Source organism: Xanthomonas sp. SI (assembly GCF_014236855.1).
Classification (GTDB): Bacteria; Pseudomonadota; Gammaproteobacteria; order Xanthomonadales; family Xanthomonadaceae; genus Xanthomonas_A.
This window is the reverse complement of the sequence record NZ_CP051261.1, coordinates 1,344,541-1,370,553: the sequence shown is the minus strand read 5'-3', so window position 1 is coordinate 1,370,553 and position 26,013 is coordinate 1,344,541. Positions and strand designations below refer to the sequence as shown.

15 protein-coding genes and 1 pseudogene are annotated in these 26,013 nt (G+C 68.0%); 10 read left to right on the top strand and 6 right to left on the bottom strand.

Going from position 1 to position 26,013, the window contains the following annotated elements; translation table 11 throughout:
• The first annotated feature begins 104 nt into the window (after positions 1-104).
• Both HEP75_RS05760 and HEP75_RS05755 read left to right on the top strand, forming a co-directional pair.
• Positions 105-2,489, top strand: coding sequence for a TonB-dependent receptor (locus HEP75_RS05760; RefSeq protein WP_185825762.1), 2,385 nt, complete (start codon positions 105-107; stop codon positions 2,487-2,489).
• 84 nt (positions 2,490-2,573) lie between these two features.
• Positions 2,574-4,724 (top strand): phospholipase C, phosphocholine-specific, encoded by a 2,151-nt coding sequence (locus HEP75_RS05755; RefSeq protein ID WP_185825761.1) that lies wholly within the window; start codon positions 2,574-2,576, stop codon positions 4,722-4,724.
• Between the two features lie 84 nt (positions 4,725-4,808).
• Here the strand turns inward: HEP75_RS05755 and HEP75_RS05750 are convergent, their stop codons facing one another.
• Together HEP75_RS05750 and bla are read right to left on the bottom strand one after the other, a co-directional pair.
• Positions 4,809-5,783 (bottom strand): alpha/beta hydrolase, encoded by a 975-nt coding sequence (locus HEP75_RS05750; protein WP_185826512.1) that lies wholly within the window; start codon positions 5,781-5,783, stop codon positions 4,809-4,811.
• Between the two features lie 252 nt (positions 5,784-6,035).
• Positions 6,036-6,815 (bottom strand): annotated as a pseudogene (gene bla, locus HEP75_RS05745) (class A beta-lactamase); the annotation flags it as partial.
• 209 nt (positions 6,816-7,024) lie between these two features.
• On the opposite strand from bla, the gene ampR reads away from it, so the two are divergent.
• Positions 7,025-7,903, top strand: coding sequence for a LysR family transcriptional regulator AmpR (gene ampR, locus HEP75_RS05740; protein WP_185825759.1), 879 nt, complete (start codon positions 7,025-7,027; stop codon positions 7,901-7,903).
• 86 nt (positions 7,904-7,989) lie between these two features.
• Here the strand turns inward: ampR and HEP75_RS05735 are convergent, their stop codons facing one another.
• Complete coding sequence (locus HEP75_RS05735) at positions 7,990-9,234, bottom strand: alpha/beta hydrolase (protein ID WP_185825758.1); 1,245 nt, start codon at positions 9,232-9,234, stop codon at positions 7,990-7,992.
• A 316-nt stretch (positions 9,235-9,550) separates the two neighbouring features.
• Here HEP75_RS05735 and HEP75_RS05730 point away from each other — a divergent pair, with 316 nt between their 5' ends.
• Entirely contained in the window at positions 9,551-9,841 is a 291-nt protein-coding gene (locus HEP75_RS05730) for a hypothetical protein (protein WP_185825757.1), read from the top strand.
• Positions 9,842-9,992: 151 nt separating this feature from the next.
• Here the strand turns inward: HEP75_RS05730 and HEP75_RS05725 are convergent, their stop codons facing one another.
• Complete coding sequence (locus HEP75_RS05725) at positions 9,993-10,505, bottom strand: YcxB family protein (RefSeq protein WP_185825756.1); 513 nt, start codon at positions 10,503-10,505, stop codon at positions 9,993-9,995.
• A gap of 117 nt (positions 10,506-10,622) precedes the next feature.
• Entirely contained in the window at positions 10,623-12,479 is a 1,857-nt protein-coding gene (locus tag HEP75_RS05720) for an ABC-F family ATP-binding cassette domain-containing protein (protein ID WP_185825755.1), read from the bottom strand.
• Between the two features lie 279 nt (positions 12,480-12,758).
• Here HEP75_RS05720 and HEP75_RS05715 point away from each other — a divergent pair, with 279 nt between their 5' ends.
• From HEP75_RS05715 to HEP75_RS05700, 4 genes are all read left to right on the top strand, one after another.
• Positions 12,759-15,149: a TonB-dependent receptor gene (locus HEP75_RS05715; RefSeq protein ID WP_185825754.1), complete on the top strand. Its 2,391-nt coding sequence runs from the start codon at positions 12,759-12,761 to the stop codon at positions 15,147-15,149.
• A 247-nt stretch (positions 15,150-15,396) separates the two neighbouring features.
• Positions 15,397-17,781 carry a TonB-dependent receptor gene (locus HEP75_RS05710; protein WP_185825753.1) on the top strand — a complete coding sequence of 795 codons (2,385 nt, stop codon included), beginning with the start codon at positions 15,397-15,399 and terminating at the stop codon, positions 17,779-17,781.
• Positions 17,782-18,089: 308 nt separating this feature from the next.
• On the top strand, positions 18,090-20,477 hold the full coding sequence (locus tag HEP75_RS05705; RefSeq protein WP_185825752.1) for a TonB-dependent receptor: 2,388 nt from the start codon (positions 18,090-18,092) through the stop codon (positions 20,475-20,477).
• 311 nt (positions 20,478-20,788) lie between these two features.
• Positions 20,789-21,223: a hypothetical protein gene (locus HEP75_RS05700; RefSeq protein WP_185825751.1), complete on the top strand. Its 435-nt coding sequence runs from the start codon at positions 20,789-20,791 to the stop codon at positions 21,221-21,223.
• Here the strand turns inward: HEP75_RS05700 and HEP75_RS05695 are convergent.
• A complete protein-coding gene (locus tag HEP75_RS05695) occupies positions 21,213-22,730 on the bottom strand; it encodes an MASE1 domain-containing protein (protein WP_185825750.1) in 1,518 nt (505 codons plus the stop codon). The two genes, HEP75_RS05700 and HEP75_RS05695, sit on opposite strands and share 11 nt — an antisense overlap.
• A gap of 664 nt (positions 22,731-23,394) precedes the next feature.
• Between HEP75_RS05695 and ybaL the strand changes: the two genes are divergently transcribed.
• Positions 23,395-25,074 (top strand): YbaL family putative K(+) efflux transporter, encoded by a 1,680-nt coding sequence (gene ybaL, locus HEP75_RS05690; RefSeq protein ID WP_185815551.1) that lies wholly within the window; start codon positions 23,395-23,397, stop codon positions 25,072-25,074.
• Between the two features lie 189 nt (positions 25,075-25,263).
• A complete protein-coding gene (locus tag HEP75_RS05685) occupies positions 25,264-25,995 on the top strand; it encodes an aldolase/citrate lyase family protein (RefSeq protein ID WP_185822469.1) in 732 nt (243 codons plus the stop codon).
• Positions 25,996-26,013 lie beyond the last annotated feature (18 nt).

Below are 26,013 nucleotides of genomic sequence, written 5' to 3'. Positions count from 1 at the left end.
CTTTCGGATACGCGCACCAAGTGGCGCCTGCCGCAAACAGGCAGTCACACACACGCAACCATGTGTCGACACCATCACAGCCCCCACACAAGCGTTCACCCTTGATGAATTTTCCGAAAAGTTTCCGTGCTCCGCGGCGCACGACACTTGCCCTGCTGCTGTCGGCGATGGTCGCCCACGCCCAGGCCGCCAGCGACGCCAGCACTCCCGCCGCCGACGCCGATGCGCAGGTCTCCACCCTGGACCAGGTGCAGGTCGTCGGCCAGGCCACCACCTACGCCAAGACCAGCGTCAGCAAGGAAATGCTGGACCGCCAGTTCGCGATGGGCAGCGTCAACGACGTGCTCAACGAACTGCCCGGGGTGATCGTGACCGAGGCCGATGCGTTCGGCTCCTCCGACTGGGGCACGCAGATCAGCATGCGCGGCTTCGTCAGCAACCGCGATACGCAGCAGATCGGCACCACCATCGACGGCCTGCCCAATGGCGGCTCGGCCTATGGCGGCGGCTCCAAGGCCAACCGCTTCATCGACACGCTCGACCTGGAGACGGTCGAAGTCAGCCAGGGTACGGCCGACATCGCATCGCGCTCCAACGAAGCGCTGGGCGGCACGCTCAACTACCTGACCGGCGAACCGCTCGACGCGCAGCGCGTGCGCATGGCGGTGGGCATCGGCGACAACGATGCGCGCAAGTACTACGCGCGCTACGACACCGGCCTGATCGGCAGCAGCAAGGCCTGGATCAGCGCCTCGCACAGCAGCAACACCGACTGGATCGACGGCAGCGGCCACACCACCCGCGACCACCTGGCCGGCAAGTTCGACAGCGACCTGGGCGCGTGGAAGCTCAGCGGCTACCTGTCCTACAACGACGCCGACGAATCCGAGTACAGCAGCGTCACCCCCGAACAGTTCGCGCGCGATCCTGAGCACGACCTGCTGACCGGTACCCTCACCGGCATTCCGTATCTGGACCAGAACTACCGCTCCGGCTCGCGCGCGCTGCGCAAGAACACCTTCGGCTACCTGCGCGGCGCGTTCGACGGCGGCAATGGCTTCAAGGCCACCCTCGCCGGCTACGCGCACCGCATGCAAGGCCGCGGCGACTGGATCCCGCCGTACCTGGTGGACGTGACCGACGACGGCAGCGGCAAGCCCGAATCCGAATACACAGGCGGACGCACCGTCTACGGCGGCAGCGACCTGGGCAAGATCTACTTCGTCACCCCCACCGGCGCGGCGGCGACGATGCTGGCCGGCTGCAGCGGCAGCGCGACGGTGCCGGCCGAGTCGAATCCGGCCTGCTACCCGGCCGGCTCGCAGGCGGTGCAGTCCTACCGTCACAGCCACTACGACAACGACCGCGCCGGCTTCACCGCCGATGCCGAATGGCGCACCGACCTGGGCGCGATCGACAACACCGTGCGCAGCGGCGTGTGGCTGGAAAAATACCGGCGCAGCGTCACCCGCGACTGGCACCGGTTGCTCGATGTCGGCACCAACATCGCCTTCGACCACGTGCCGTACTGGGTGCAGTTCAAGGACAACTACGACACCGACGAGCGCATGTACTACGTGGAAGACGTGATGCGCTACGGCAACTTCGCCTGGCGCGTGGGCGTCAAGCAGTTCTTCGTCGACCAGACCCGCGACCGCCGCATCGGCGACAGCGAACACGTCGAATCGGACTCGCATTCCGATCCGCTGTTCTCCGCCGGCCTGACCTGGACCACGCCGGTGAAGGGCCTGGAAGCCTTCGCCGGCTACTCGCAGAACTTCGCCGCGATTCCCTCCGGCGTGCTCGGCGAGACCGACCCGGTGGCGCTGAGCCGGGTCAAGCCGGAAACCGCCGACAACATCGAACTGGGCCTACGCATGAGCCGCTGGCCGCTGACCGGCAGCGTCACCGTGTACGACATCCGCTTCGACAACCGCATCGTCTACGTGCCGGCCAACTTCGTCAGCGGCATCGATTATCTCGGCGAGACCGACGGCGTCTATGAGAACTTCGGCGGCGTGCATGCGCGCGGCGTGGAAGCGGCGTTGGGCTACGGCTGGGACAACGGCTGGCGGGTCAACGGCGCCTACACCTTCAACAAGGCGACCTACCTGGGCAGCGGCGACGCCGCGCGCGACACGGCATTGGAGATCACCCCCGGCTCGCAGGTGATCGGCCAGCCACGCAACACCTTGGTGGCCTCGGCCGACTGGCAGGGCCAGGCCTGGGCGTTCGGCATCTCCGGGCGCTACCTCGGCAAGCGCTACCTGGATGCGTCCAATAGCAACAGCCTGGACGGCGTCACCACCTTCGACGCGCACCTGGGCCTGAGCCTGTCGCAGCTGTCGGCGCAGCTGCAGGGCGTGAAGCTGGACCTCAACGTCAGCAACCTCGCCGACAAGCGCTATCTGGAAGGCGTGGACGGCAGCGACAGCGCGTTCATCGCCGCACCGCGCACGGTCGGCCTGACCCTGACGCTGGATCTGTAATCGCGCAGCCGCCATGCTGCGTCCTCGCCGGCGGCCTGGCGCCGCCGGCGAGTCCTCTTTTCATGTCCTGCCGGTGCCCGCGCCATGACCGATCTTCCCCGCCGCCGCCTGCTCCAGGCCGGCGTCGCCGGCGCCGCCGCCGCGCTGTTGCCGCCCAGTATCGCCCGCGCCGCCGCGATCGCCCCGGACGTGCGCAGCGGCACCCTGCAGGACCTGCAGCACGTGGTGATCCTGATGCAGGAGAACCGCGCCTTCGACCATTACTTCGGCAGCTTCGCCGGCGCGCGCGGCTTCGGCGACCGCTTCCCGATCCCGGCGCCGCCGTTGCCCGGCATCGCCCCGCGCAACGTGTGGCTGCAACCCAGCGAAGACGGCAGCCGGTTGCTGACGCCGTTCCCGCTGCACACCGCACGCGACTTCCGCAGCATGCGCGTGCAGGGCACCCCGCACACCTGGCCGAACGCGCAGCAGGCCTGGGACCATGGCCGCATGGGCCGCTGGGCCGCCGCCAAGCACGACCACGCGCTGGCGCACTTCGAACGCGACGACCTGCCGTTCCAGTTCGCGCTGGCCGAGGCCTTCACCCTGTGCGACGCCTACCACTGCGCGATCCAGGCCGGCACCAATCCCAACCGCGTGTTCCTGTGGACCGGACAGAACGATGCGCAGGCGCGCGCCGGCGGGCCGGTGATCGCCAACTCGCACGACAACTTTCCCGAACTGGGCGGGTACGCGGACGACTACAACTGGCCCAGCTACGTGGAAGCACTGCAGCAGGCCGGCGTGTCCTGGCAGATCTACCAGGACATGGCCGACAACTTCACCGACAACCCACTGGCCGGCTTCGCCCCGTTTCGCGCCGCCTGGCGCGGCGCGCCCGGGCACGATCCGCAACTGCGCGAACGCGGTGTCGGCACGCGCACGCTGGCGCAGCTGCGCGAGGACGTGCTCGGCGCGCAGCTGCCAGCGGTGAGCTTCATCATCGCCGACGCCGCCGGCAGCGAGCATCCCGATCCGTCCAGTCCGGCGCAGGGCGCGGCCTACACCGCGCGCGTGCTGGATGCGCTCACCGCCGACCCGAAGGTCTGGTCGCGCACCGCGCTGCTGCTGATGTTCGACGAGAACGACGGCTTCTTCGACCACGTGCCGCCGCCGGCGCCGCCCTCGCCCGATCCCGCAGCGGCCGGCGGCTGGGCCGGCGCGTCGACGGTGAGCACCGACGGCGAATACCACCTGCACCCTGCGCCGGGCGACGAAAAGGCCGATCTGCCCGAGCTGCGCGGCCGGCCCTACGGACTGGGCCCGCGGGTGCCGATGTACGTGATCTCGCCGTGGAGCCGCGGCGGCTGGATCGATTCGCAGGTCTACGACCACACCTCGGTGTTGCGCCTGCTGGAACGCCGCTTCGGCGTCGCCGCTAGCGGGCTGACGCCGTGGCGCCGCGCGGTCTGCGGCGACCTGGTCGATGCCTTCGATTTCCGCCAGGCCGATACGCGCCCGTTCTTCGCCACGCTGCCCGACGTCAGCGCCGCCGCCGCACGCGCGGCCGCCCTGCACGAACACGCGCTGCCACCGCTGCCGGACACCGTGCAGGCGCCGCAGCAGCCGTTCGGCGTGCGCCGCTCCCGCGCGTTGCCGTATCGGCCGACGGTGCAGTTGCAGCACGTGGACGCACGCGGCGAAGTGCTGTTGCGCATGGGCAATGCCGGCGCGGCCGCGGTGCTGCACGTCTACGACCGCTACGACCTGGCCGCGATTCCGCGGCGCTACACGCTGGGCGCCGGCGCCACGCTGGACGCCACCTGGACCACCTACGACGGCCGCTACGACCTGTGGCTGCTCGGCCCCAACGGCTTCCACCGCCATTACCGCGGCGACCTTGGCACGCCGCCGCTGCAGGCCGAGATCGCCCAGGACGCGGGCGATCCGCACGCCTTGTGCCTGCTGCTGCGCAACCCCGGCAACAGCACGCTGCGCGTGGAACTGCAGCCCGGCGCCTATGCGCAGGCGCAACCGCACGACAGCGTGACGCTGGCGCCCGGCACCGAACAGCGACGCAGTTGGAGTGCGGCGCCGAGCGGCGGCTGGTATGACCTGTGGTTGATCCAGAACGGCGCGCGCCAGCGTCTGGCCGGGCGCGTGGAAACCGGCAAGCCCGGCGTCACCGATCCGGCGATGGGCGGGCCGGCGCGGCTGTATCAGGACGACCCGGTCGAGATCGGCGCGCTCGGCTGAGCGCTGCGCCTTACGCAGCGCAATGGCGGCGCGCAAGGCGGGATTCTGCGTGTGGAGCATGCCCCGCCAGCAATGCAGCGGCGCTCAGTGCGTCGCAACCGCGTCCAGCACGCCGATGGTCCCCAGCCACGTCTCCACCAACCTTGGCCATTGCGCGATCGGCAACGTGCTCGGTCGCAGTCCGAACGCGTGGCCGCCCTGCGCGTACAGATGCATTTCCGTCGGCACACCGGCCTGCTTGAGCGCGACGTAGTAGGCCAACGACTGCGTCACCCCATCCACCTCGTCGTCCTCGGCCTGCAGCAGGAAGGTCGGCGGCGTGTCGGCGGTCACGGTGATGTCCGGCCGCAGCTCCAGATGGGTCGGATCGCGCTCGGCACGATCCTCGTCCTCGTGCGCCCACAGGTGGCCGGGATAGGCGGCGATGGCGAAGTCCGGGCGGCAACTCTCCGCATCCGCGGCGTCCACCGCCGCATACGTGCGCTTTGCGAAATGCGTGCTGGCCGCGGCGACCAGGTGCCCGCCCGCGGAAAACCCGATCACGCCGACCTTGTGCGGATCGATCCCCCACTCCGCCGCATGCAGGCGCACCAGGCCGAGCGTGCGCTGCGCGTCCTGCAGCGCGGTCTGCACTTTCGGGTAGTAGCGGCTGCCGTTGACCCAGGTCGGCCCCGAATTCGGCACGCGGTACTTCAGCAGCACGCAGGTGATGCCACGCGATGTCAGCCAATCGCAGATCTCCGTGCCTTCCAGATCCATCGCCAGGACCTGATAGCCGCCGCCGGGAAACACCACCACCGCCGCACCGGTGTTGCGGCCCGTGGGCGCATACACCGTCATCGTCGGCTGGCTGACATCGTTGGCCCTGGCCCACCACGTGTGCCCTTCGCCGGGACCGACCGATTCCGGTTTCGGATGCGGCAACGCATTGGGAACCTTGCCAGGCCAGATCGGCACCTGCACATGGCCCGGCGCCGGTTGCCAGATCTCCGCCTGCGCCGGTGTGTGAGCGAGCACAAGTGCGGCGGCTGCGACTGCAAAAAGAAGCGGATTACGCATTGGCAGTGATCCAGTGGATGGCGAGGATGGGAGAGGAGTGGATGCGATGCGTGGAAAACGCGATGCGTCCGATTGCAGGCCTGGCAACGCATGCGCCTGGATGTCGTGCTCTGCAATGCGTGCGCGGCTGCCGCGCCTAGCTGGGAATGCGCGATGCCGCCAGCCAGCGGCGGACATCCGCTGGGCCACGACAGTTATCGAGCGCGCGATGGATACGCCGCGAAGGCGTGCGGCATAGCGGCGCCGCAACGCTCAACCCGCGAGCGTCTCTCGCACCACAACCGCCACCGCCTTCAGTGCCGCGTCGCGTGCGGCGTCGTCGACCTTGGCGCCATTGAGATAGGCGGTCAGCAGCAATGGCGTGCGCCGGCCCGGCGGCCACACGATGGCGATGTCGTTGCGGGTATCGGTGCCGTTGCTGCCGGTCTTGTCGCCGATCTTCCAGCCAGGCGGCAGGCCGGCGCGCAGGCAGTCGTCGCCGGTGCGGTTGTCGATCAGCCACGCGGTCAGCTGCTTGCGCGAAGCCGGCCGCAACGCGTCGCCGAGCAACAGCGTGCGCAGGGTCGCGGCCATCGCCGCAGGCGTGGTGGTATCGCGCGGGTCGTCGGCGGCGAACCGGTTCATCTCCGGCTCGTGGCGGTCGCTGCGGGTCTGCGGATCGCCGAGCCCGCGCAGGAAACGGGTCAGCCCGGGCGGGTCGCCGACCAGCGGGAACAGCAGGTTGGCCGCCGGGTTGTCGCTGAAGATCATCGTCGCCCGGCACAGTTCGGCCACGCTCAGCGCGCCGCCGACATGGCGCTCGGTGACCGGCGCGTGCGCCAGCATGTCCGCGGCGCGGATCTGCACCGGTTGCTGCAGGCTCAGTTCGCCGCGGTCTACCCGCTGCAGCACCGCGGCCGTCAATACAAATTTGAAGGTGCTGCACATCGGGAAACGCTCGTCCTGGCGCTGCCCGCCGAGCACTGCGCCGCTGCCGTCGAGCAGCGTCACGCCGAGCCGCCCGCCCGTGCCGCGCTCGATTGCGGCCAGCCGCTGCGCCAACGTCTGCGCCTGGTTTTTCTGCACTTTCGCGTCCACCGCCGCAACCGCCAGCGCGGCCGCCGCCAGCCCCATGCCCTGCAGGAATCGTCGTCTCGCCAGCATCGTCCACCTCCGTCGGAAGCGTCGATCATGCGCAGCTTGACCGCGGCCCACCAGCGAGGTTATTCAATCGCAATCATGAAAATAACTAATGGCGCACGATGATCCGCCCGCAGCTGCCGCTGAACGCCCTGCGTGCCTTCGAAGCCGCCGCGCGCCACCAGAACCTGACCCGCGCCGCCGCCGAGCTGTGCGTGACTCAGGCCGCGCTCAGCCACCAGATCAAGCAACTGGAAGCGCGCCTGGGCGTGGTGCTGTTCCAGCGCCTGCCGCGCGGCGTGGCCCTGACCGACGAAGGCCAGCGCCTGCACCCGGTACTGACCGAGGCCTTCGACCGCATCGCCGCCACCCTGCAGCGCTTCTCCGGCGGCCACTACCGCGAGACGCTGAGCATCGGCGTGGTCGGCACCTTCGCGGTGGGCTGGCTGCTGCCGCGGCTGGACGCCTTCCACGCCGCGCATGCGGACATCGAACTGCGCGTGCACACCCACAACAACCGGGTCGATCTGGCCGGCGAAGGCCTGGACCTGGCGATCCGCTTCGGCGACGGCGACTGGCAGGGGCAGTGCGCCACGCCGATCCTGGACGCGCCGTTCGCGCCGGTGTGCGCGCCGGCGCTGGCGCGATCGTTGCGCATGCCGGCCGACCTGGGCGGCGTGCCGCTGCTGCGCTCCTACCGGCTGGACGAATGGGCGCACTGGCTGCAGGCGGCCGGCGCGCCGGAAGTGGTCGCCAGCGGACCGATCTGCGATTCGTCGCTGACCCTGGCCAGCGCCGCGGCGGCGGGCGCCGGCGTGGCCTTGCTGCCGCTGCGCCTGTTCGCCCAGGACCTGGACGCCGGACGCCTGCTGGCGCCGTTCCCGACCCGCATCGACGCCGGCCGCTACTGGCTCACCCGGCTGCGCTCGCGCGCGGAAAGCGAGGCCGGCCGCCGCCTGCGCGAATGGCTGCTGGCCGAGCGACAGCACGCGGCGAGCTGAGCGGAGCGCGCACGGAAAGCTCGGCCGTCGCCACGCTGCCAGCGCACGACGGCCCGCACAGGGTCGCTGTCGCACGCGCCGCAGGCTCATCGGCAAGCGTCGCCCTTGGCGAATTCCATGCCGACCAGGCCGCGGATGAAATAGGCGAACTTGGGATCCCAGATCGCGTTGTGCTCCTGGATCAGCGCCTTGTCCACGCGCACGTTCAACAGCGGCACCCACGGTTGCGGCGCTTGCGCCGCGCTGGACGCCAATTCGATCCCGCCCAGTGCGAATGCGCCGGTGCCGGCCCTGAAGCCGCCCCAGGTCCGCGCCGCCGCGGTGAATGCCGCCGGGGTCAGCGCGGTCTGCACTGTCGCTCCCGGCAGCACGCGTAGCCGATAGCGCGAGAACGGCGGATACAAACCGTACGCGGTGGTGATCAGTGCGGCCTGGTCCGCGCTCGCCGCCGCCAGCCGCTGCGGGTAGAACAGACGCATGCCGCGCGGGAATTCGCCGGACAGCGCGGTATCGGCCTCGGAGGTGAAGCTGGCCATCGCCAGCGGCTCGCACGCGCGGAACGTCGTCTGCGCGACAGCCTGGTGCAGCGCGACGAACTGTTCGGCCTCGATCGCTGGATTGAGCAGGATCACCAGATCGCCATACGCCGTCTGCCGACGCGCCTGCGGATCGCCGACGGTGGCGACGATGCGGTCCTTGACCGCGGCGAACAACACGCCGCCGCCGAAACTATGCCCGATCAGCACCAGGCGGCTCTCCGGCGCGGCACGGCGCAACTCGGCCAGGCGCGCCAGCACGCCGCGCACGCCCTCCACGCCGGTGGTCAGCCCCAACTCCTTCTTGTCCCGATACGAGAGCAGTTCGAGCAGGCTGTTATCCGAGGCCTTGGCCTGCCACCCCAGGTAGACGCCGACCACCGCACGCCGCTTGCCCACCGCCAGCACCTGTTCCTGCGCCTGCAACTGGCGCAGGAAGGCCTTGAAGGCGATGACGTTGCCGTCGCTCTGCGCCGCGTTGTGGTTCCAGCCATGGATGAACACGACCAGCAGCAGGCCTTGCGGCGGCTGCGCGGCGCTCGCGGCGATCTTGTCGATGACGTCGTCGATCGACGCTGGATCGTATGGCACGCCCTTCTGGTCGAACTCGACGAAGGCCAGCGCCGGCGCCGGCGCCGTGCCATCCCCATCCAGCACGATGAATTCCGCCGCCTTGCACTCGCTGGCCAGGGGCGAGACCTCTCGGCAGCTCGCCCGCTGCGTCCGTTGCTGGCCGTAACTGGCGCAGCCGGCCAGCAACGCGAACAGCAGTGCCGTTGCCATGACTCGGTTCATGCCGTGCTCCTTGAGTCGCCTCCAGAGGCCGCCGCCAGTGCAGCGCATCCACCGGCACCGTCCCCACGTCCACATCCCATGATTCAACGCATACCGGAGCCGGTTCCGGCCATCGCACAAGTCTTCAGCACCGCCGCCGCACCTGGTAGACGCCGCACCGGCATGGAGACCGGGAGGCGCACGGCACACAGGCCAAGAGATGTGAAGAATTTGTGCACTGCCGCTTGGCGACCATCCAGAAGCAGAACTATGATCAGAGTCGCAGTCGTAATGTGTGCCTGGGGAAGGCAATCCTGTTTCTTGGGGGGAACACGCAATGAACCGTTTCGTCATGGCCGCTCGTCCGGCCCTGGTTTCGCGCGACATCGTCCTGGCCGCCGTGCTGGCCTGCCTGTGCGTATTGCACTTGACCTATTTCCTGCGCAGCGGCGCGAGCGAATGGCATTGGGCGCTGAGCGCGGCCGGCTTGGCCTTGATGGGGATCAAGGCCGGCTTGCGGCCGACGCCGACGGCACGCCCGTCGCTGCGCGGCCTGCGCTCGCGTACGCCGCTGGACTGGGCCGCCATCGCTGGCGGACTGCTGGTGGTGGCCAGCGCCGCCGCCTGAGCCAGGACGGGCACGCCGGCACCATGCCGGCAAGCGCGAAGTGGGCGCTCGGTTTCTTAGCCAGTCGCTCTGGTCATGCCATAGACGGTCGTCATGCACCAGCCACGCGGCATCGCCGTTCGCGTCCGCCCAGGCGCATGCGTAGCGGTCGCTACACCGCGCGCGCAGCGCCGTTTCTCACCCGCGACGCCAACCGCTGAAACGCTTCGCGCTGGGCGTCATCGACGAACCAGGAGGTAGGCACCATGTCGAACAACATGTCGTTGTGGTACAGCAGCAGCACCCGCGGACTTTCGCGATAGCGGATGAAATCGGTCCAGGAACGGCGCGCCCGTCCACCCGACCACGACACCTCCAAGCCATCCTCGTCCCAGGCATAGGTAATGCTATGCCGCAGGGTGGCCTGCTGCGCATGCAGGCGCCGCACCTTGCGCGGTATTTTCCACTTGTACAGCAAGGGAAAGCCGATCAGACCGCCGCCGCCCATGCCGACCAGCAGGCCGCCGATCAGACTTCGGATGGAATCGGGGCTACCGAATAGCAAGAGCGGCATCCCGACAAGCAGCAGCACCGCCATCAGCGTCAGCGCACGCCGGAACAAGCGCCCGTGGTGCAAGCGTTGCGCGGCAAGATAGTCGTCCACGCTGATGATGCCGCTGATCATGGTTGGCTGGCCCCGTTCGCTGTCATCGGCACAAGCTTATCGGCGTCGGCATGAACGCGCTTGGGCGCACAGCACCGCAACGGACTGCGCCTGCGAGCGCAACGCAGGCGCGGCGCGCTATGCGCCTTCGATCAATTCCATCCACGCCTGCTCGGCCTGCGCCAGCAGTTGCGCGGTGGCTTCGCGATCGCGGCCGAGCACCGCCATCTTCTCCGCATCGGCGTAATGCTTGGGATCGGCCAGCTGGCGGTCGAGTTCGGCCAGCGCCGCTTCCAGCTCGCCGACGCGCTTTTCGGCGGCAGCCAGCTTGTGCGGGTTCGGCGGTTTCTTCGCCGGCAGCGGCTTGACCGGCGGCGGCGGAGTCGGCGCGACCTCGGCCATCTTCTGCTTGGTGCCCTGCGCGGCCGGGCGGCTGCGCAGCCACGCCGCGTATTCGTCCAGGTCGCCGGCAAACGGCTCGACCACGCCGTCGGCCACGCGCCAGAAGGTGTCGCAGACCAGGCCGATCAGGTGGCGATCGTGCGAGACCATCACGATCGCGCCCTCGAAATCGCTCAAGGCCTCGGCCAGCGCCTCGCGCATCTCCAGGTCCAGGTGGTTGGTCGGCTCGTCGAGCAGCAGCACGTTCGGCTGCTGCCAGGCGATCAGCGACAGCGCCAGGCGCGCGCGCTCGCCGCCGGAGAAGCCGTCCACCACTTCGAACGCGCGGTCGCCGGGGAAATTCCACTTGCCGAGGAAGTCGCGGAACGCCTGGATCGACGCGTCCGGCGAGATCTCGCGGAAATGGTCGATCGGCGATTGCCCTTCGTGCAGCGACTCCACCGTGTGCTGGGCGAAGTAGCCGATGCGCAGGTCCGGATGCGCGCTGCGCTCGCCGCTGAGCAGCGGGATTTCGCCGACCAGGCTCTTGACCAGGGTCGACTTGCCGGCGCCGTTGGGACCGAGCAGGCCGATGCGGTCGCCCGCTTCCAGGCCGAACCCGGCCTGGCGCAGGATCACCTCGCTGCCGTAGCCGCAGTCGGCATGGTTGAGCCGGATCAGCGAATGCGGCAGGCGGTTGGGCTGGGCGAACTCGATGCGGAACTCGCGCTCGGCGCGCACCGCTTCGGTGCCGGCCATCTTCGCCAGCCGCTTCATCCGGCTTTGCGCCTGGCTGGCCTTGCTGGCCTGGGCCTTGAAGCGGTCGATGAAGCTCTGCAGGTGGGCGCGCTCGGCCTGTTCCTTTTCGTGCGCGATCTGCTGCTGGCGCAGCTGTTCGATGCGCTGGCGCTCGAAATCGGTATAGCCGCCGACGTACAGCTTGGCGCCGCCGCCGTGCAGATGCAGGGTGTGGGTGGCGACGTTGTCGAGGAATTCGCGGTCGTGGCTGATCAGCAGCAGCGTGCCCGGGTACTTCAGCAGCCACTGCTCCAGCCACAGCACCGCGTCCATGTCCAGATGGTTGGTCGGCTCGTCGAGCAGCAGCAGGTCCGAGGGCATCATCAGCGCCCGCGCCAGGTTCAGCCGCACCCGCCAGCCGCCGGAAAAGTCCTTGACCGGGCGCGAATGCGTCGCCGCCGGGAAGCCCAGGCCGTGCAGCAGCTTGCCGGCGCGCGCGGTGCCGTCGTAGCCGCCGACCTCTTCCAGGCGCACGTGCGCGGCGGCGACCGCCTCCCAATCCTCGGCGGCCAGCGCGTCGGCCTCGGCCTGCAGCGCCGCGGCCACCTCGGTGTCGCCGCCGAGCACGAAGTCCAGTGCCGGATCGGGCAGCGACGGGGTTTCCTGGGCGACGCTGGCGGTGCGCAGCCTGCCGGGCAGTTCCACATCGCCCTTGTCCGCCTCCAGCTCGCCGCGGATCGCCGCGAACAGGCTGGACTTGCCGGTGCCGTTGCGCCCGACCACGCCAACGCGGTAGCCGGCATGCAGGGTCAGATCCACGTTGGACAACAGCAGCCGCTCGCCGCGGCGCATGGCGAAGTTTCTAAGGGAAATCACGGGATGGGGGGCACTCGACGTTCGAGGCGGCAGTGTATCCGCTTCGTCCCGGATGGCCCACCCCGGGTCCGGGCCATGGCCGGCGTCGGCGCCCAGCGGCCGGGCCGTGGATCGGGACTGCCCGGCGACCGGCAACACGACCCAATACCGTTTTTGTATACGCGCTTTGGTTAAAAAAATATTTCAATCGGGAGGATTTATCGCTGCACTGCAGCACGCCGCACTGCCTCCGGGCACTCAGACCCACGCCATCCCCCCAGCCACTGGAGTCTCCGTACGATGAAGCACCGCCCGCTCCCCCTGGCCAGCGCCATCCTGCTCGCCCTCGCCTCCGGCACCGGCTTCGCCCAGCAAGACCAGGCGCCCAAGACCCTGGACAACGTCATCGTCACCGGCACCCGCATCGCCGACCGCACGGTGGCCGAGTCGCAATCGCCGATCGACATCATCGGCCCCGAATCGCTGCAGGCGACCGGCGCCAGCGACCTGGGCAGCGCCCTGGGCAAGCTGCTGCCGTCGCTGAACTTCCCGCGCCCGGCGATCAACGACGGCAACGACGCGCTGCGCCCGGCCACCCTGCGCGGCCTGTCCCCCGACGCGGTGCTGGTGCTGGTGGACGGCAAGCGCTACCACACCACCTCGCTGGTCAACTACAACCCGTCGGTCGGCCGCGGCTCGGCGCCGGCCGATCTCAATTCGATCCCGATGTCGGCGATCGCGCGCATCGAGGTGCTGCGCGACGGCGCCTCCGCGCAGTACGGCTCCGATGCGATCGCCGGGGTGATCAACATCGTGCTCAAGCACGGCGCCAAGCCCGGCAGCAACAGCGTCTCGGTCAACGGCGGCATCATGGACCAGGGCGACGGCGCGCAGAACGGCGTGGACGGCTCCTACGGACTGGCCTTCGGCGGCGCGAACGACGGCGAAGCGCCCGGTTGGGTGAGGCTGTCCTGGAACTACCAGAACGCGATGAACACCAACCGCGCCGAGAACGCCGACAAGGCCACCACCGTGGCCGGCGCCGACAACCCCAGCGGCATTCCGTACCAGCGCTATGGCGACCCCGCGGTCAAGACCTACCAGGGCCTGCTCAGCTTCGGCTATGCGCTGACCCCGCGCATCGACCTGTACGGCTACGCCAACTTCAGCCGCCGCGAGGTGGTATCCAACGGCTACTACCGCGCCTGGGACAACAGCGACCGCAACGTGCAGGCGATCTACCCCAACGGCTTCCTGCCGCAGATCTATAACCCGTCCAACGACCGCGCCGCGGTGCTCGGCCTCAAGGGCAGCACCGACAGCGACTGGACCTGGGACGTCTCCGCCGACTACGGCGAGAACGACGTTACCTTCAACCTGCTCAACACCATCAACACCAATCTGTACTGGACCACCGGCGCCTCGCCCACCCGCTTCAATGCCGGCGGTTTCCGCAACCGGCAGGGCGTGCTCAATGCGGACTTCAGCAAGTCCTTCGACTGGGGCCTGGCCTATCCGGTCAACCTGGCCTTCGGCGCCGAATACCGGCAGGACAAGTACGCGGTAAGCGCCGGCTCGCCGGACTCGTACTTCTTCGACCCGACCACGATCAACCCCGATACCGGCAGCGCCTATCCGGGCGGCTCGCAGGTATTCCCGGGCCTGTCGCCGGCGGTGGCCGGCGACTTCGAGCGGCACAGCAAGGCGGTCTATGCCGACCTGGAGGCCGACCTGACCGAGAAACTCTCCGGCGGCCTGGCCGCGCGCTACGAGGACTACAGCGACGCCGGCTCCACCCGCTCCGGCAAGCTGTCGGCGCGCTACCAGCTCAGCGACGCCTTCGCCCTGCGCGGCACCGTCTCCAACGGCTTCCGCGCGCCCTCGCTGGCGCAGCAGAACTACGCCTCGGTGGTGACCCTGCTGCAGAACGGGCAACTGACCCAGATCGGCACCTACCGCACCTCCGACCCGGTGGCCATCGCGCTCGGCGCCAAGCCGCTGACCCCGGAAAAATCCAGCAACTACAGCGTCGGCGCGGTGTGGCAGGCCGGCACCGCCTTCAGCTCCACCCTGGACCTGTACCAGATCCGCATCTGGGACCAGATCCTGTATTCGGACCAGCTGTCGCTGGACGTACCGATCGGGCAGGTCACCGCTGTGCAGTTCTTCGTCAACGGCGCCACCACCCGTACCCGCGGCGTCGACTGGGTGAACAACTATCTGCTCGATCTGGAGCAGGCCGGCAAGCTCAACCTGAGCCTCAGCGCCAACTACAACAAGACCGAGATCCTGGAGGTCTCCGATCCCAACTTCCGGCGCGCCAGCCAGGGCTTGCTGACCGATGCCACCCCGCGCACCAAGTACGTGCTCAGTGCCGAATGGAACCGCGCCGGCTGGAGCGTGCGCGGCGACGCCACCCGCTATGGCGCGGTCACCCGCCGCGGCGACAACGCCGACGGCAGCCAGGACCAGAGCTTCGCCGCACGCTGGCTGTTGAACGTATCCACCAGCTACACCTGGCGCGACCTCACCTTCAGCGTGGGCGCGGACAACCTCAGCAACCAGTACCCGACCCGGTCGGCGCCGAACAACATCTACGAGGATCGCCCCAGCGGCCTGCAGTACTCGTCGCTGTCCCCGTTCGGCTTCAACGGCCGCTACTGGTTCGGCCGGGTGAGCTACCGCTTCTAGGCAACCTCCAGGCCAGCCGCACTGCCGCACCCGGCACAGGCCGCTCCGCCGCAGGGCGTGGGCGGCCTGTGCCATTGGGGCGAGCCGCCATTCCACTTAGAACTGAAAGGCATAAGAACATGCAGAGGCATGCTGCACTGCCGCGCGATTGTTAAATAATAATAACGACCCCTGGGGCAGGCCCGCATGGCCGGCGTCGCACAGCGACCGCCCCCCTTTGCCGTTTCGGCATCTGTTGGAGTTTTCCATGAACCGTCCGTTGTCCCTGTTGGCGAGCGCCGTGCTCGCCGCCCTCGCCGCCCCTTCGGTCCTGGCCCAGACCAGCACCGACACCCCGAGCACGCTCGACACCGTCATCGTCACCGGCACCCGGGTCAGCGACCGCACCGTGGCAGAGTCGCAGTCGCCGATCGACATCATCAGCACCGAAGCGCTGCAGTCCACCGGCACCTCCGAGCTGGCCACCGCGCTGTCGCGCGTGCTGCCCTCGCTGAACTTCCCGCGCCCGGCACTGACCGACGGCACCAGCGGCATCCGCCCGGCGCAGCTGCGCGGGCTGTCGCCGGACCAGGTACTGGTGCTGGTCAACGGCAAGCGCCGCCACACGTCCGCGCAGATCAACGTCAACGGCAGCATCGGCCGCGGCGCCTCGGCGGTGGACATCAACGCGATCCCGATCGCGGCGATCGAGCGCGTGGAAGTGCTGCGCGACGGCGCCTCGGCGCAGTACGGCTCCGACGCCATCGCCGGGGTGATCAACATCGTGCTGAAGGGTTCGAGCGAAGGCGGCAGCCTGGCGATCGACCACGGCCAGTACTCGGCCGGCGACGGCGCCAAGTCGCAACTCTCCGGCGATACCGGGATCGGCTTCGGCGACGGCCGCGGCAGCCTGCATGTGGCCGGCCAGATCAGCCAGCAGGACGAAACCAACCGCGCCGGCCCGTACCAGGGCACCGCGCCGAACACCGGCAACTACCCGGGCATCGGCGAGACCACCTTCGTCTACGGCGATCCGCAGGTCGACGCGACCGCGGTCTCGGCCAACGGCGAGTTCCGCTTCAGCGACCGCGTCACCGGCTACGCCACCGCCATCGCCAGCAACCGCGACATCACCTCGTTCGCGTTCTACCGCTCGCGCAACCACAACGGGCAGAGCGCGCTGCTGGCGCAGACCTATCCCGACGGTTACGTGCCGGAGATTGCGCAGTACTCCAAGGACCGCTCGCTGGTGGCCGGGCTCAAGGGCAGCACCGAAGGCGGCTTCGGCTGGGACGTGAGCTACAACTACGGCTACAACAAGATCGACTTCAACACCCGCAACAGCATCAACTACAGTCTCGGCAGCGACAGCCCGAGCAGCTTCTACGACGGCGCGCTGGAGTACACCCAGAACATCGTCAACGCCGATTTCACCCAGCCGCTGGAATGGGGTCTGGCCTATCCGGTGACGCTGTCCTTCGGCGCCGAATACCGCCAGGAGAAGTGGAACCAGTCGCCGGGCGAACTGGCCTCCTACACCGGCACCACCGGCGGCGCGCAGGGCTTCGCCGGCTTCTCGCCGGCCAACGCCGTGCATTCGGACCGCCATAACTACGCGGTCTACGCCGGGCTGGAAGCCGACTTCACCGACAAGTTCTCCGCCGGCCTCACCGGCCGCTACGAGGACTACTCGGACTTCGGCAGCAAGAGCTCGGGCAAGCTGTCGGCGCGCTACGCGTTCACCGACAAGGTCGCGCTGCGCGGCACCGTGGCCAGCGGCTTCCGCGCGCCGTCGCTGGCGCAGCAGCAGTACCAGGCGGTGACCAGCAGCTACATCAACGGCAGCTTCTTCGAATCGGGCACCTTCCCGGTGGACAGCGCCGTGGCCCAGGCGCTGGGCGCCGCGCCGCTGAAGGCGGAGACCTCGCTGTCCTACAGCCTGGGCCTGGTGCTGCAGCCGGTGGAACGCCTGTACGTGACCCTGGACGCGTACCAGATCAAGATCGACGACCGCATCCTGCTGTCCTCCAACCTCAACGACGCCGCCGTGCTGGCGCAGTTGCAGAGCCTGGGCTATTCCAACGTCACCAGCGTGCGCTACTTCAGCAATGCGGCCGACACCCGCACCCGCGGCGTCGACCTGGTCGGCACCTACACGATCCCGTTCGCGGCCAGCTCGCTGGATCTCACCGCCAGCTACGGCTACAGCAAGACCGAGATCACCCATGCGGTGGAGCAGCCGCAGGCGCTGGTGGACATCGGCTCGACCCAGACCACTCTGGGCCGCGACGAGATCGGGCGCCTGGAGGACAGCTTCCCGAAGGACAAGATCATCCTCAGCGGCACCTGGAAGCTGCAGCGTTGGGACCTCAACCTGGCCGCCACCCGCTACGGCGATTTCACCGTGCGCAACTCGGCCAGCGCCGCGCGCGACCAGACCTACGACGCGAGCTGGGTGGTGGACGCCTCGGCCAGCTTCAAGCCCAGCGACAACTGGACGCTGACCCTGGGCGCCGACAACCTGCTCGACCAGTACCCGGACAAGACCACCAATCTGGTCAACTCCACCTACGGCATGCTGCCCTACAGCAACTACTCGCCGTACGGTTTCAACGGCGCCTACGTATATGGGCGGATCAACTACCGCTGGTGATCGCGGGGGTCGCGTCGCTGCATGCGGCGCGATCCGTGAACTGGACCACACCCAAAAGGCCCCGCAACGCGGGGCCTTCGTTTTTGTCTACGACCTCGATAAAAGGCGGCATCGATTCTGCCGCAAGTGCCGCAGCGGTCGTTGCAAATGCAACCACGCGCACGGGTTTAACAGAACATTGACACACCCGACATATGCCGGTAACCCATGGCCGCAGCCGCAACATTCGCCATACGCGCAACACCCGGGAGGGGGTGATGGCGAATGCGGCGGCGCCGACTCTTCCCCCATCCGGAGCCGTCCCGCCAATGACCCGCACGTTCAGCCCTCTCGCCACTGCCGTCGCCCTCGCCCTGGCCACATCCGCAGCGCCTGCGCTCGCACAGAGTTCCTCTTCCAGCGCACAGACGCTGGATACCGTGATCGTCACCGGCACCCGCGTGGCCGACCGCACCGTCGCCGAATCGGCCTCACCGATCGACATCATCTCGCCGGAAATGTTGCAGTCCACCGGTACCACCGAACTGGCCACCGCGCTGTCGCGCGCGGTGCCGTCGCTGAACTTCCCGCGCCCGGCGATCACCGACGGCTCCGACGCGGTGCGCCCGGCGCAGCTGCGCGGACTTTCGCCCGACCAGGTGCTGGTGCTGGTCAACGGCAAGCGCTACCACACCACCGCGCTGGTCAACCTCAATGGTGCGCAGGGCCGCGGCTCGTCGCCGGCCGACCTCAACACCATTCCGATCGCCGCGGTCGAACGCATCGAAGTGCTGCGCGACGGCGCCTCGGCGCAATACGGCTCCGACGCCATCGCCGGGGTCATCAATATCGTGCTCAAGGGCAGCGGCGAAGGCGGCAGCATCACCGCGCGCTACGGCAAGTACAGCGCCGGCGACGGCGAGCAGTACCAGCTGTCCGGCGACGCCGGGGTCAAGTTCGGCGAGAACGGCAGCGTGCATTTCGCCGCGCAGGCCGGCCACCAGGACCAGACCGACCGCGCCAAGCCGTACCAGGGCGAAGTGCAGCAGCGCTACGGCGACCCGGACATCGACCAGGGCGCGTTCTCCTACAACGGCCAGTACAGCCCGGCCGAATACCTGACCTTCTATTCCTACGGCATGCTCAGCCGCCGCGAAGTGCTGTCCAACGGCTACTTCCGCTGGTCCGGCGACAACCGCAACCGTCCGGAGATCTATCCGAACGGCTTCCTGCCGCAGATCTACAACGTCAGCAAGGACGTGTCCTGGGTCGGCGGCTTCAAGGCCAGCACCGAGGGCGGGCTGGGCATCGACATCAGCTACAACTACGGCCGCAACAACCTCAGCTTCGAGGTCAAGAACAGCCTCAACAACAGCCTGGGCACCACCAGTCCGACCGATTTCTATGCCGGCACCTTGGAAGTCACCCAGAACCTGCTCAACGCCGACTTCACCAAGTCGCTGGAGGTTGGCCTGGCCTATCCGGTCACGCTGGCCTTCGGCGGCGAGTGGCGCGGCGAGAAGTTCAACGAATCGCCGGGCGATGCGGCCTCCTACGTCAACGGCGGCGTGCCGTCGGCCAACGGCAGCCTGCTGCCGGGCGCGCAGGTGTTCGCCGGCTTCAAGCCCAGCGATTCCGGCCACTACGACCGCAACAGCTACTCGGCCTACGTGGATCTGGAAGGCGACATCACCGACAAGTTCTCCGCCGGCCTGGCCGGGCGCTACGAGAACTACAGCGATTTCGGCGATACCAGCACCGGCAAGCTGTCGCTGCGCTACGCGTTCACCGACAAGATCGCGCTGCGCGCCACCGCCTCCACCGGGTTCCGCGCGCCGTCGCTGCAACAGCAGTATTTCCAGTCCATCGCCACCAACTTCATCAACGTCACCCAGCCCGACGGCAGCATTACCGCCACGCCGTTCGAGATCGGCACCTTTCGCACCGACAATCCGGCCGCGGTCGCGCTCGGCGCCGAACCGCTGAAGGCGGAGAAGTCGAAGAACTACGGCCTGGGCCTGGTACTGCAGCCGGTCGATGCGCTGTACGTCACCGTCGACGCCTACCGCATCGACATCGACGACCGCATCGTGCTGTCGGAAAACCTGACCTCCACCGCGGTGCGCAACTACCTGCAGGCCAACGGTTATGCCGGCATCGGCGGCGGCCGCTACTTCACCAACGCGATCGACACCAAGACCCAGGGCATCGACGCGGTCGGCACCTACAAGATCGCATTGAGCAACAGCAATCTGGACCTGACCGCCGGCTACAACTACAACAAGACCGAGATCGAGAAGATCGCCGAAAACCCGGCGGTGCTGGAGGCGATCGACCCGACCGCGGTGCGCATCGGCCGCGCCGAGATCGGCCGCATCACCAAGGGCGCGCCGCGCGACAAGTTCTTCCTGAGCAGCGTCTGGGCGCCGGGCAACTGGGCGTTCACCGCCACCGCCACGCGCTGGGGCGAGTTCACCGACTTCGGCACCACCGCTGCGGCCGACCAGACCTATGCGGCGAAGTGGACGCTGGATCTGGCCGCCAGCTACAAGCTCGGCAACTGGGACTTCACCATCGGCGGCGACAACGTACTCAACGAATATCCCGACCAGTCGCGTGCCGGCGCCGGTACCCGCACCTACCTGCCTTACAGCACGTCCTCGCCGTTCGGGTTCAACGGCGCACTCGCCTACGCCAACGTCAACTACAAATGGTGATGTACGCGCGGCGCTGACCGATGCGAAAAAGCCCCGGTTCGCCGGGGCTTTTTTATATGGTGCGCCACCCGCAGGCGATCGCCAGTTAATCGGCGCACAACGGCTATCGATTAACGTTAGCGAATAGCACAAATCAAGAACTGCAGGAAGTTACTTCTGTAGACAATCGTGCAATCCCTAAACTATCAACGGCATATCGCTGCACGCCGTGTATCTACCGCATATTTGTCAACAGCTGGCCTCTGCGACTCGCGTAAGGTGGAACCGCCTGAACGGCAGGCGATAGACCCTTAGCAGGGGAAGGAAAAGCTATGGAATGGAATATGTCGAAAATCGCGGCGCTGGCGTCGGGCATCTTGCTGTGCTCAGCGTTTGCAACAGCCGCTCATGCGCAGAGCTGCTGCCCCACTGGGGGCGGTAGCCAGATCGCCAGGCAAGGCTTCGGCGAAAGTGCACCGGCCGCAACAGATCTGTCGGCCAACGCGACCGTGAGCATCTACCAGTTCGAGCGCAGCGGGGTGACCTACCTGCAGATCAACGACGCGAATGGGCAGGTGCGTGGCGCGATCGGACGCATCGAAAACACCGCCTGGGTGACGCCGATGGGCAAGGACGTGGATCGGGTCAGCATCGTCGAAGCACTGGACCAGAGTCGCGGCACCGTGGTCTACGATGCGCGCTACTTCACCGTGCAACGAGCCAGCACCACCAGCGGCGACGCGTGGACCGTCACCATCAAGAAGTGACGGGACGCCGCTCCGACGGTTCGGAGACAAGGAAGCTGATCTTCAGCTCATGGCGGCGCCGACAGGTGCCGTCGTGGGCTTTCAGCCGGCTCGCCAACTCCCACTCGATCTCTTCCACGCGCTTGTCCGCTGCGTTCCTGGCGACCAGCAGCTGCGGATCGGCGGCGATCGTCACTACCAGACCGCGCCGGCCACGCGCTTTCCACACCCGCGCCGCGATCCGATGGCGGCTGCCGCTGGGCAGCACCTCCATCGCATTGAGCACGCAGCGGTATGCCGCCAACTGCAGGCCGATCGACACCTGCCGCGATTCGCCGCGCAACCGCGTCTCCACCTCGGTGTCGCAGGCATTGGCGAAGGCGATGGAACTCAGGGCGCCGTATAACCCGTGGGTTTCGATGTCCAGCGGATACAGCGCGGCGACGTAGTCGTCCATCAGCTGCGCCTGGATCACCCCGGTGCGGTTCATTTCCATGGCCGCAGCGTAATGGCCGCGCTCTTTCAGCGAGGAAGCGATGTCGCGGCGCAGCTTGTTGAGGTGGGTATGGATATCGGTGTACTCGATCACCCGGTTGCGCAGCGTGCGCTCGGCCGACATGTAGCTGGCCTGCGCCACCTGCAGCGCCTGCTGCTCGGCATAGCCGAAGTGCCGCGCCTGGCGGAAGGCGCTGGAAATCTTCACCCCCAGCACGAACAGCAGGGTCGCCGCGAACGCGATCAGCATCTGCACGTCGAACGTCTGCTGGTCGTAGGCACCCGCATAGTTCGAGCGCGGCAGCGACATCGCGACCGCCAGATTGGCCAGCACCACGCCGACCGCCGATCCACGCCAGCCATACGACAGCGTGAGCCAGGCGCCCGGTACCAACAACATGAGCAGGATGAACTGGTGCAGCAACCCCGGTGTCCGCATCGCCAGCGCAAAGATGCCGGCCACGGCGAGGACCGCGATCGCCGAGTCGCGCAGCAATTTTCTGGACAAGGATTTGTCGGCCTTGCGATGCAGCCACAGCAAGGTCGGCAGGAAGAACATCAGGATGCCCAGATAGCTACCGATCCAGTACCTGACGCTGGTTTCCAGGGTGAGGAAGGCGGCAGGCCCGTCCAACATCGCGTTGACCGCCTTGTTGACCAGCAAGCCCCACAGTCCCAAGCCCAGCGCGAGCAACGGCAACCAGCGCTGCACCGCCGACGAAGCGGGAAAACGGTTGCGAAAAGCCCATGGCAGCAACGCGAACAACGGCGCCGCCAGGAACGGACTCAGGTACGCCCATAGCTCGCTGACCCCGTTGTGGTTGGCCATCGGCAAGCGCATCGTCAACAACGCGGCGGCATCGCCCAGGAACACATAGGGCCAGAACCGGTACGGCAGGAACAGCAATGCCGCCGCGCGCACGCCAGCCGGAAGGAACCATTGGTCCATCGACCAGTGCCAGACGAACACGTAGAGCGCGCAATAGACCGCGCTCAGAAGGATGCCGCCAGCGAATTTTTTCAGTGTAGCCATGCCACCTTGATCCTTGGCAGGGGGTGCCCAATTGGCGCAAACATACAGCACGGCGCAAGCGCGCACAGTAGACAGTTTGCGCGGTGCAATACGGCGGCAACGCCTTGCGCGGCGGGGGTTTGCGGGGATTTCGGAGATGCTGGGACCGGCATCTCATTCGACGCGACCCCAGACCCGCGCAATTTTGCCGGTTTCGCGTATCACGCGGGCGTGAGAGTGCCGCCACCATTGGGCTTGCAGCGTATGACGCGAGCGCCCGCATTGTCGCGGTGGCGCGATGTCGGTGTTTTGTCGGAGCGGCGCGGCTTGACTAGAATCAGACGGAGCGGCCGACTCTCGGCAGAGGTGGCGGAACGCGGGAAATGGGAACGCGACGCATGTCTTGCCGAAGCGCCCGACCCGGCCCTGCCCTGGCACGCTCTGCATCGCCCTCGTGCGCGCAGATCGTGCTGGCTACCGCCCCCCCAGGCACAGTCGTGCGACATCGTCGCTCGACAACTCAGGAGCGGCCCTCCGATGCGCAAATCGGCGTTGCATGACGCGAATCCGGTCACCGCGTCATGAAGCGCCCGACAAGCATCGCCCCCGCATGAAGCCAACACCCTGATTTGCCGATAAAAGCCGCATCGGCCACACTCCTTGCAATCTTGTTCCGCGAATCTGCATGCATCACGACACCAGTCTCATCGACATCATCGCGGTCGGGCTCGCCCTCGCCTTCGTGCTCGGCGCCCTCGCCCACCGCATCAAGCTCTCGCCGCTGGTCGGCTATCTGGTAGCCGGCATCTGCGTCGGTCCGTTCACTCCCGGCTTCGTCGCCGACCAGGCGTTGGCCAATCAGTTGTCGGAACTGGGGGTGATGCTGCTGATGTTCGGCGTGGGCCTGCATTTCTCGCTCGAAGATCTGATGGAAGTGAAGTGGATCGCGATCCCCGGCGCGCTGGCGCAGATCGCGGTCGCCACCCTGCTCGGCTGGGGGCTGGCCTGGAGCATGGGCTGGCCGACCCTGCACGGGCTCGTGTTCGGCCTGGCGCTGTCGGTGGCCAGCACCGTGGTGCTGCTGCGCGCGATGGAGGAACGGCGCCTGCTGGAAACCCTGCGCGGGCGCATCGCGGTAGGCTGGCTGATCGTCGAGGATCTGGTGATGGTGCTGGCGCTGGTGCTGCTGCCGGCGTTGGCCGACGCGCTCGGCGGCAAGGGCGCCGGCACCGGCGCGATCCTTGGTGCGCTGGGCATCACCCTGCTGAAGATGGCCGCGTTCGTGGTGGTGATGCTGGTGGTCGGGCGCCGCGCGATCCCGTGGGTGTTGGAGAAGGTCGCCGCGACCGGCTCGCGCGAGCTGTTCACGCTGTCGGTGCTGGCGATCGCGCTGGGCGTGGCGTTCGGCTCGGCGACCCTGTTCGGGGTGTCGTTCGCGCTGGGCGCGTTCTTCGCCGGCATGCTGCTGAAGGAATCGGAGCTCAGCCACAAGGCAGCCAGCGATTCGCTGCCGCTGCGCGATGCGTTCGCGGTGCTGTTCTTCGTCTCGGTCGGCATGCTGTTCGATCCGCACATCCTGCTCGAGCATCCGTGGCAGGTGCTGGCCACGTTCCTGACCATCACCGTCGGCAAGTCGCTGGCCGCGTTCGTGATCGTGCGCGCGTTCGGCCATCCCACCGGCATCGCCCTGACCATCTCCACCAGCCTGGCGCAGATCGGCGAGTTCTCCTTCATCCTGGCCGGACTCGGGGTGAGCCTGGCGATCCTGCCCGAGACCGGGCGCGACCTGATCCTGGCCGGCGCGCTGCTGTCGATCATCGCCAACCCGCTGCTGTTCACCTGGCTGGACCGCTGGCAGGCCCGACAGGCGGTGGAAGCGCCGGTGACGCTGGAGGTGGAACTGCCGCCGGGGCCGTCGCTGGATCTGGTCGACCACGCCATCGTGATCGGCTACGGCCGGGTCGGCAGCACCCTGGCCGCGGTGCTGCGCGAACGCGGCGTGCCGGTGCTGGTGATCGACGACAACCGCGAGCACGTGGAACGCGCGCATGCCGACGGCATCCCCGGCATCCGCGGCAGCGCCGCCGCCGACCGGGTGCTGGCCGAGGCGCATCCGGAAAAGGCCAAGATCGCGATCCTGGCGATCCCGCAGCCGCTGGAGGCCGGCGAGGCGCTGGCCAAGCTGCGCGCGCTGAATCCGGGGCTGACCCTGCTGGCGCGCGCGCACAGCGATGCCGAGGTCAAGCATCTGCTCGAACACGGCGCCGACGGCACGGTGATGGCCGAGCGCGAGCTGGCCTATTCGCTGGCCGAGATGGTGATGGCGACGCCGCCGTACCGCGCCATGCGCACCGCGCCGGGCTGAAACGCGCACGCCGTTCGTTTGCGAAGACCCGCGCGGCATCCGCGCGGCGCGGCGCGGCGTGCCGCACGCATGCCGGCGCGCACAAAAAACGTCTACACGAATGCAGCGGCAGCGGCACAAGACCTACTTGATAATCATTATCGTTTAAGCCAGGATTGCAGCCCCTTCCCCAGCCCCGCTCGCCCCCCCATGGCTTGCAAGATCGGGTTGCTCAATTCGGTGCCCAGCCCGTTGCTGTGCGAGATGTTCGGCCACCTCGGCTACGACTTCGCGGTGCTCGACCTGGAGCACGTGCTGCGCTCGCCGGCGGAGCTGGAACACGCGATCCGCGCCTGCGAGCTGGGCGGCTGCGAAGCCTGGGTGCGCGTGCCCGAGGTCGACGCCAAGCTGATCGGCCGGGTGCTCGACGCCGGCGCGCGCGGCGTGGTGCTGGCCGGGCTGGACAGCGCGGAGCAGGCCGAGCGCGCGGTCGCTGCCGCGCATTTTCCGCCGCACGGCCGGCGCGGTATCTGCGGCGGCCGTGTCACCGGCTTCGGCAGCCTCGCGCTGGCCGACTACATCGAACGCACCCGGCACACGCTGCGGGTGGTGCCGATGATCGAAAGCGCCGCCGGCGTGCGCGCCCTGCCGCAGATCCTGCAGGTACCGGGGGTGTCGCTGGTGATGGAGGGCGCGCTCGATCTGGCGCTGGACCTGGGCGTCGGCCCGCAACCGACCCATCCGCAGGTGTGGGCGCAGCTGCTGGCGATCGCCGCGGCCTGCCGCGACGCCGGCATCCCGTTCTGCCCCAATCCGCGCGACGCGGCACAACGCCGGCACTGGCTGGCGCAGGCGGACCTGCAGTGGCTGTTCGCCGGCGAAGACCGCGCGCTGCTGCAATCCGCGCTGCGCCAGCACGCCGCCGAACTGCGCGCGCCTTGATCTTTCGTTCTCCGGAGT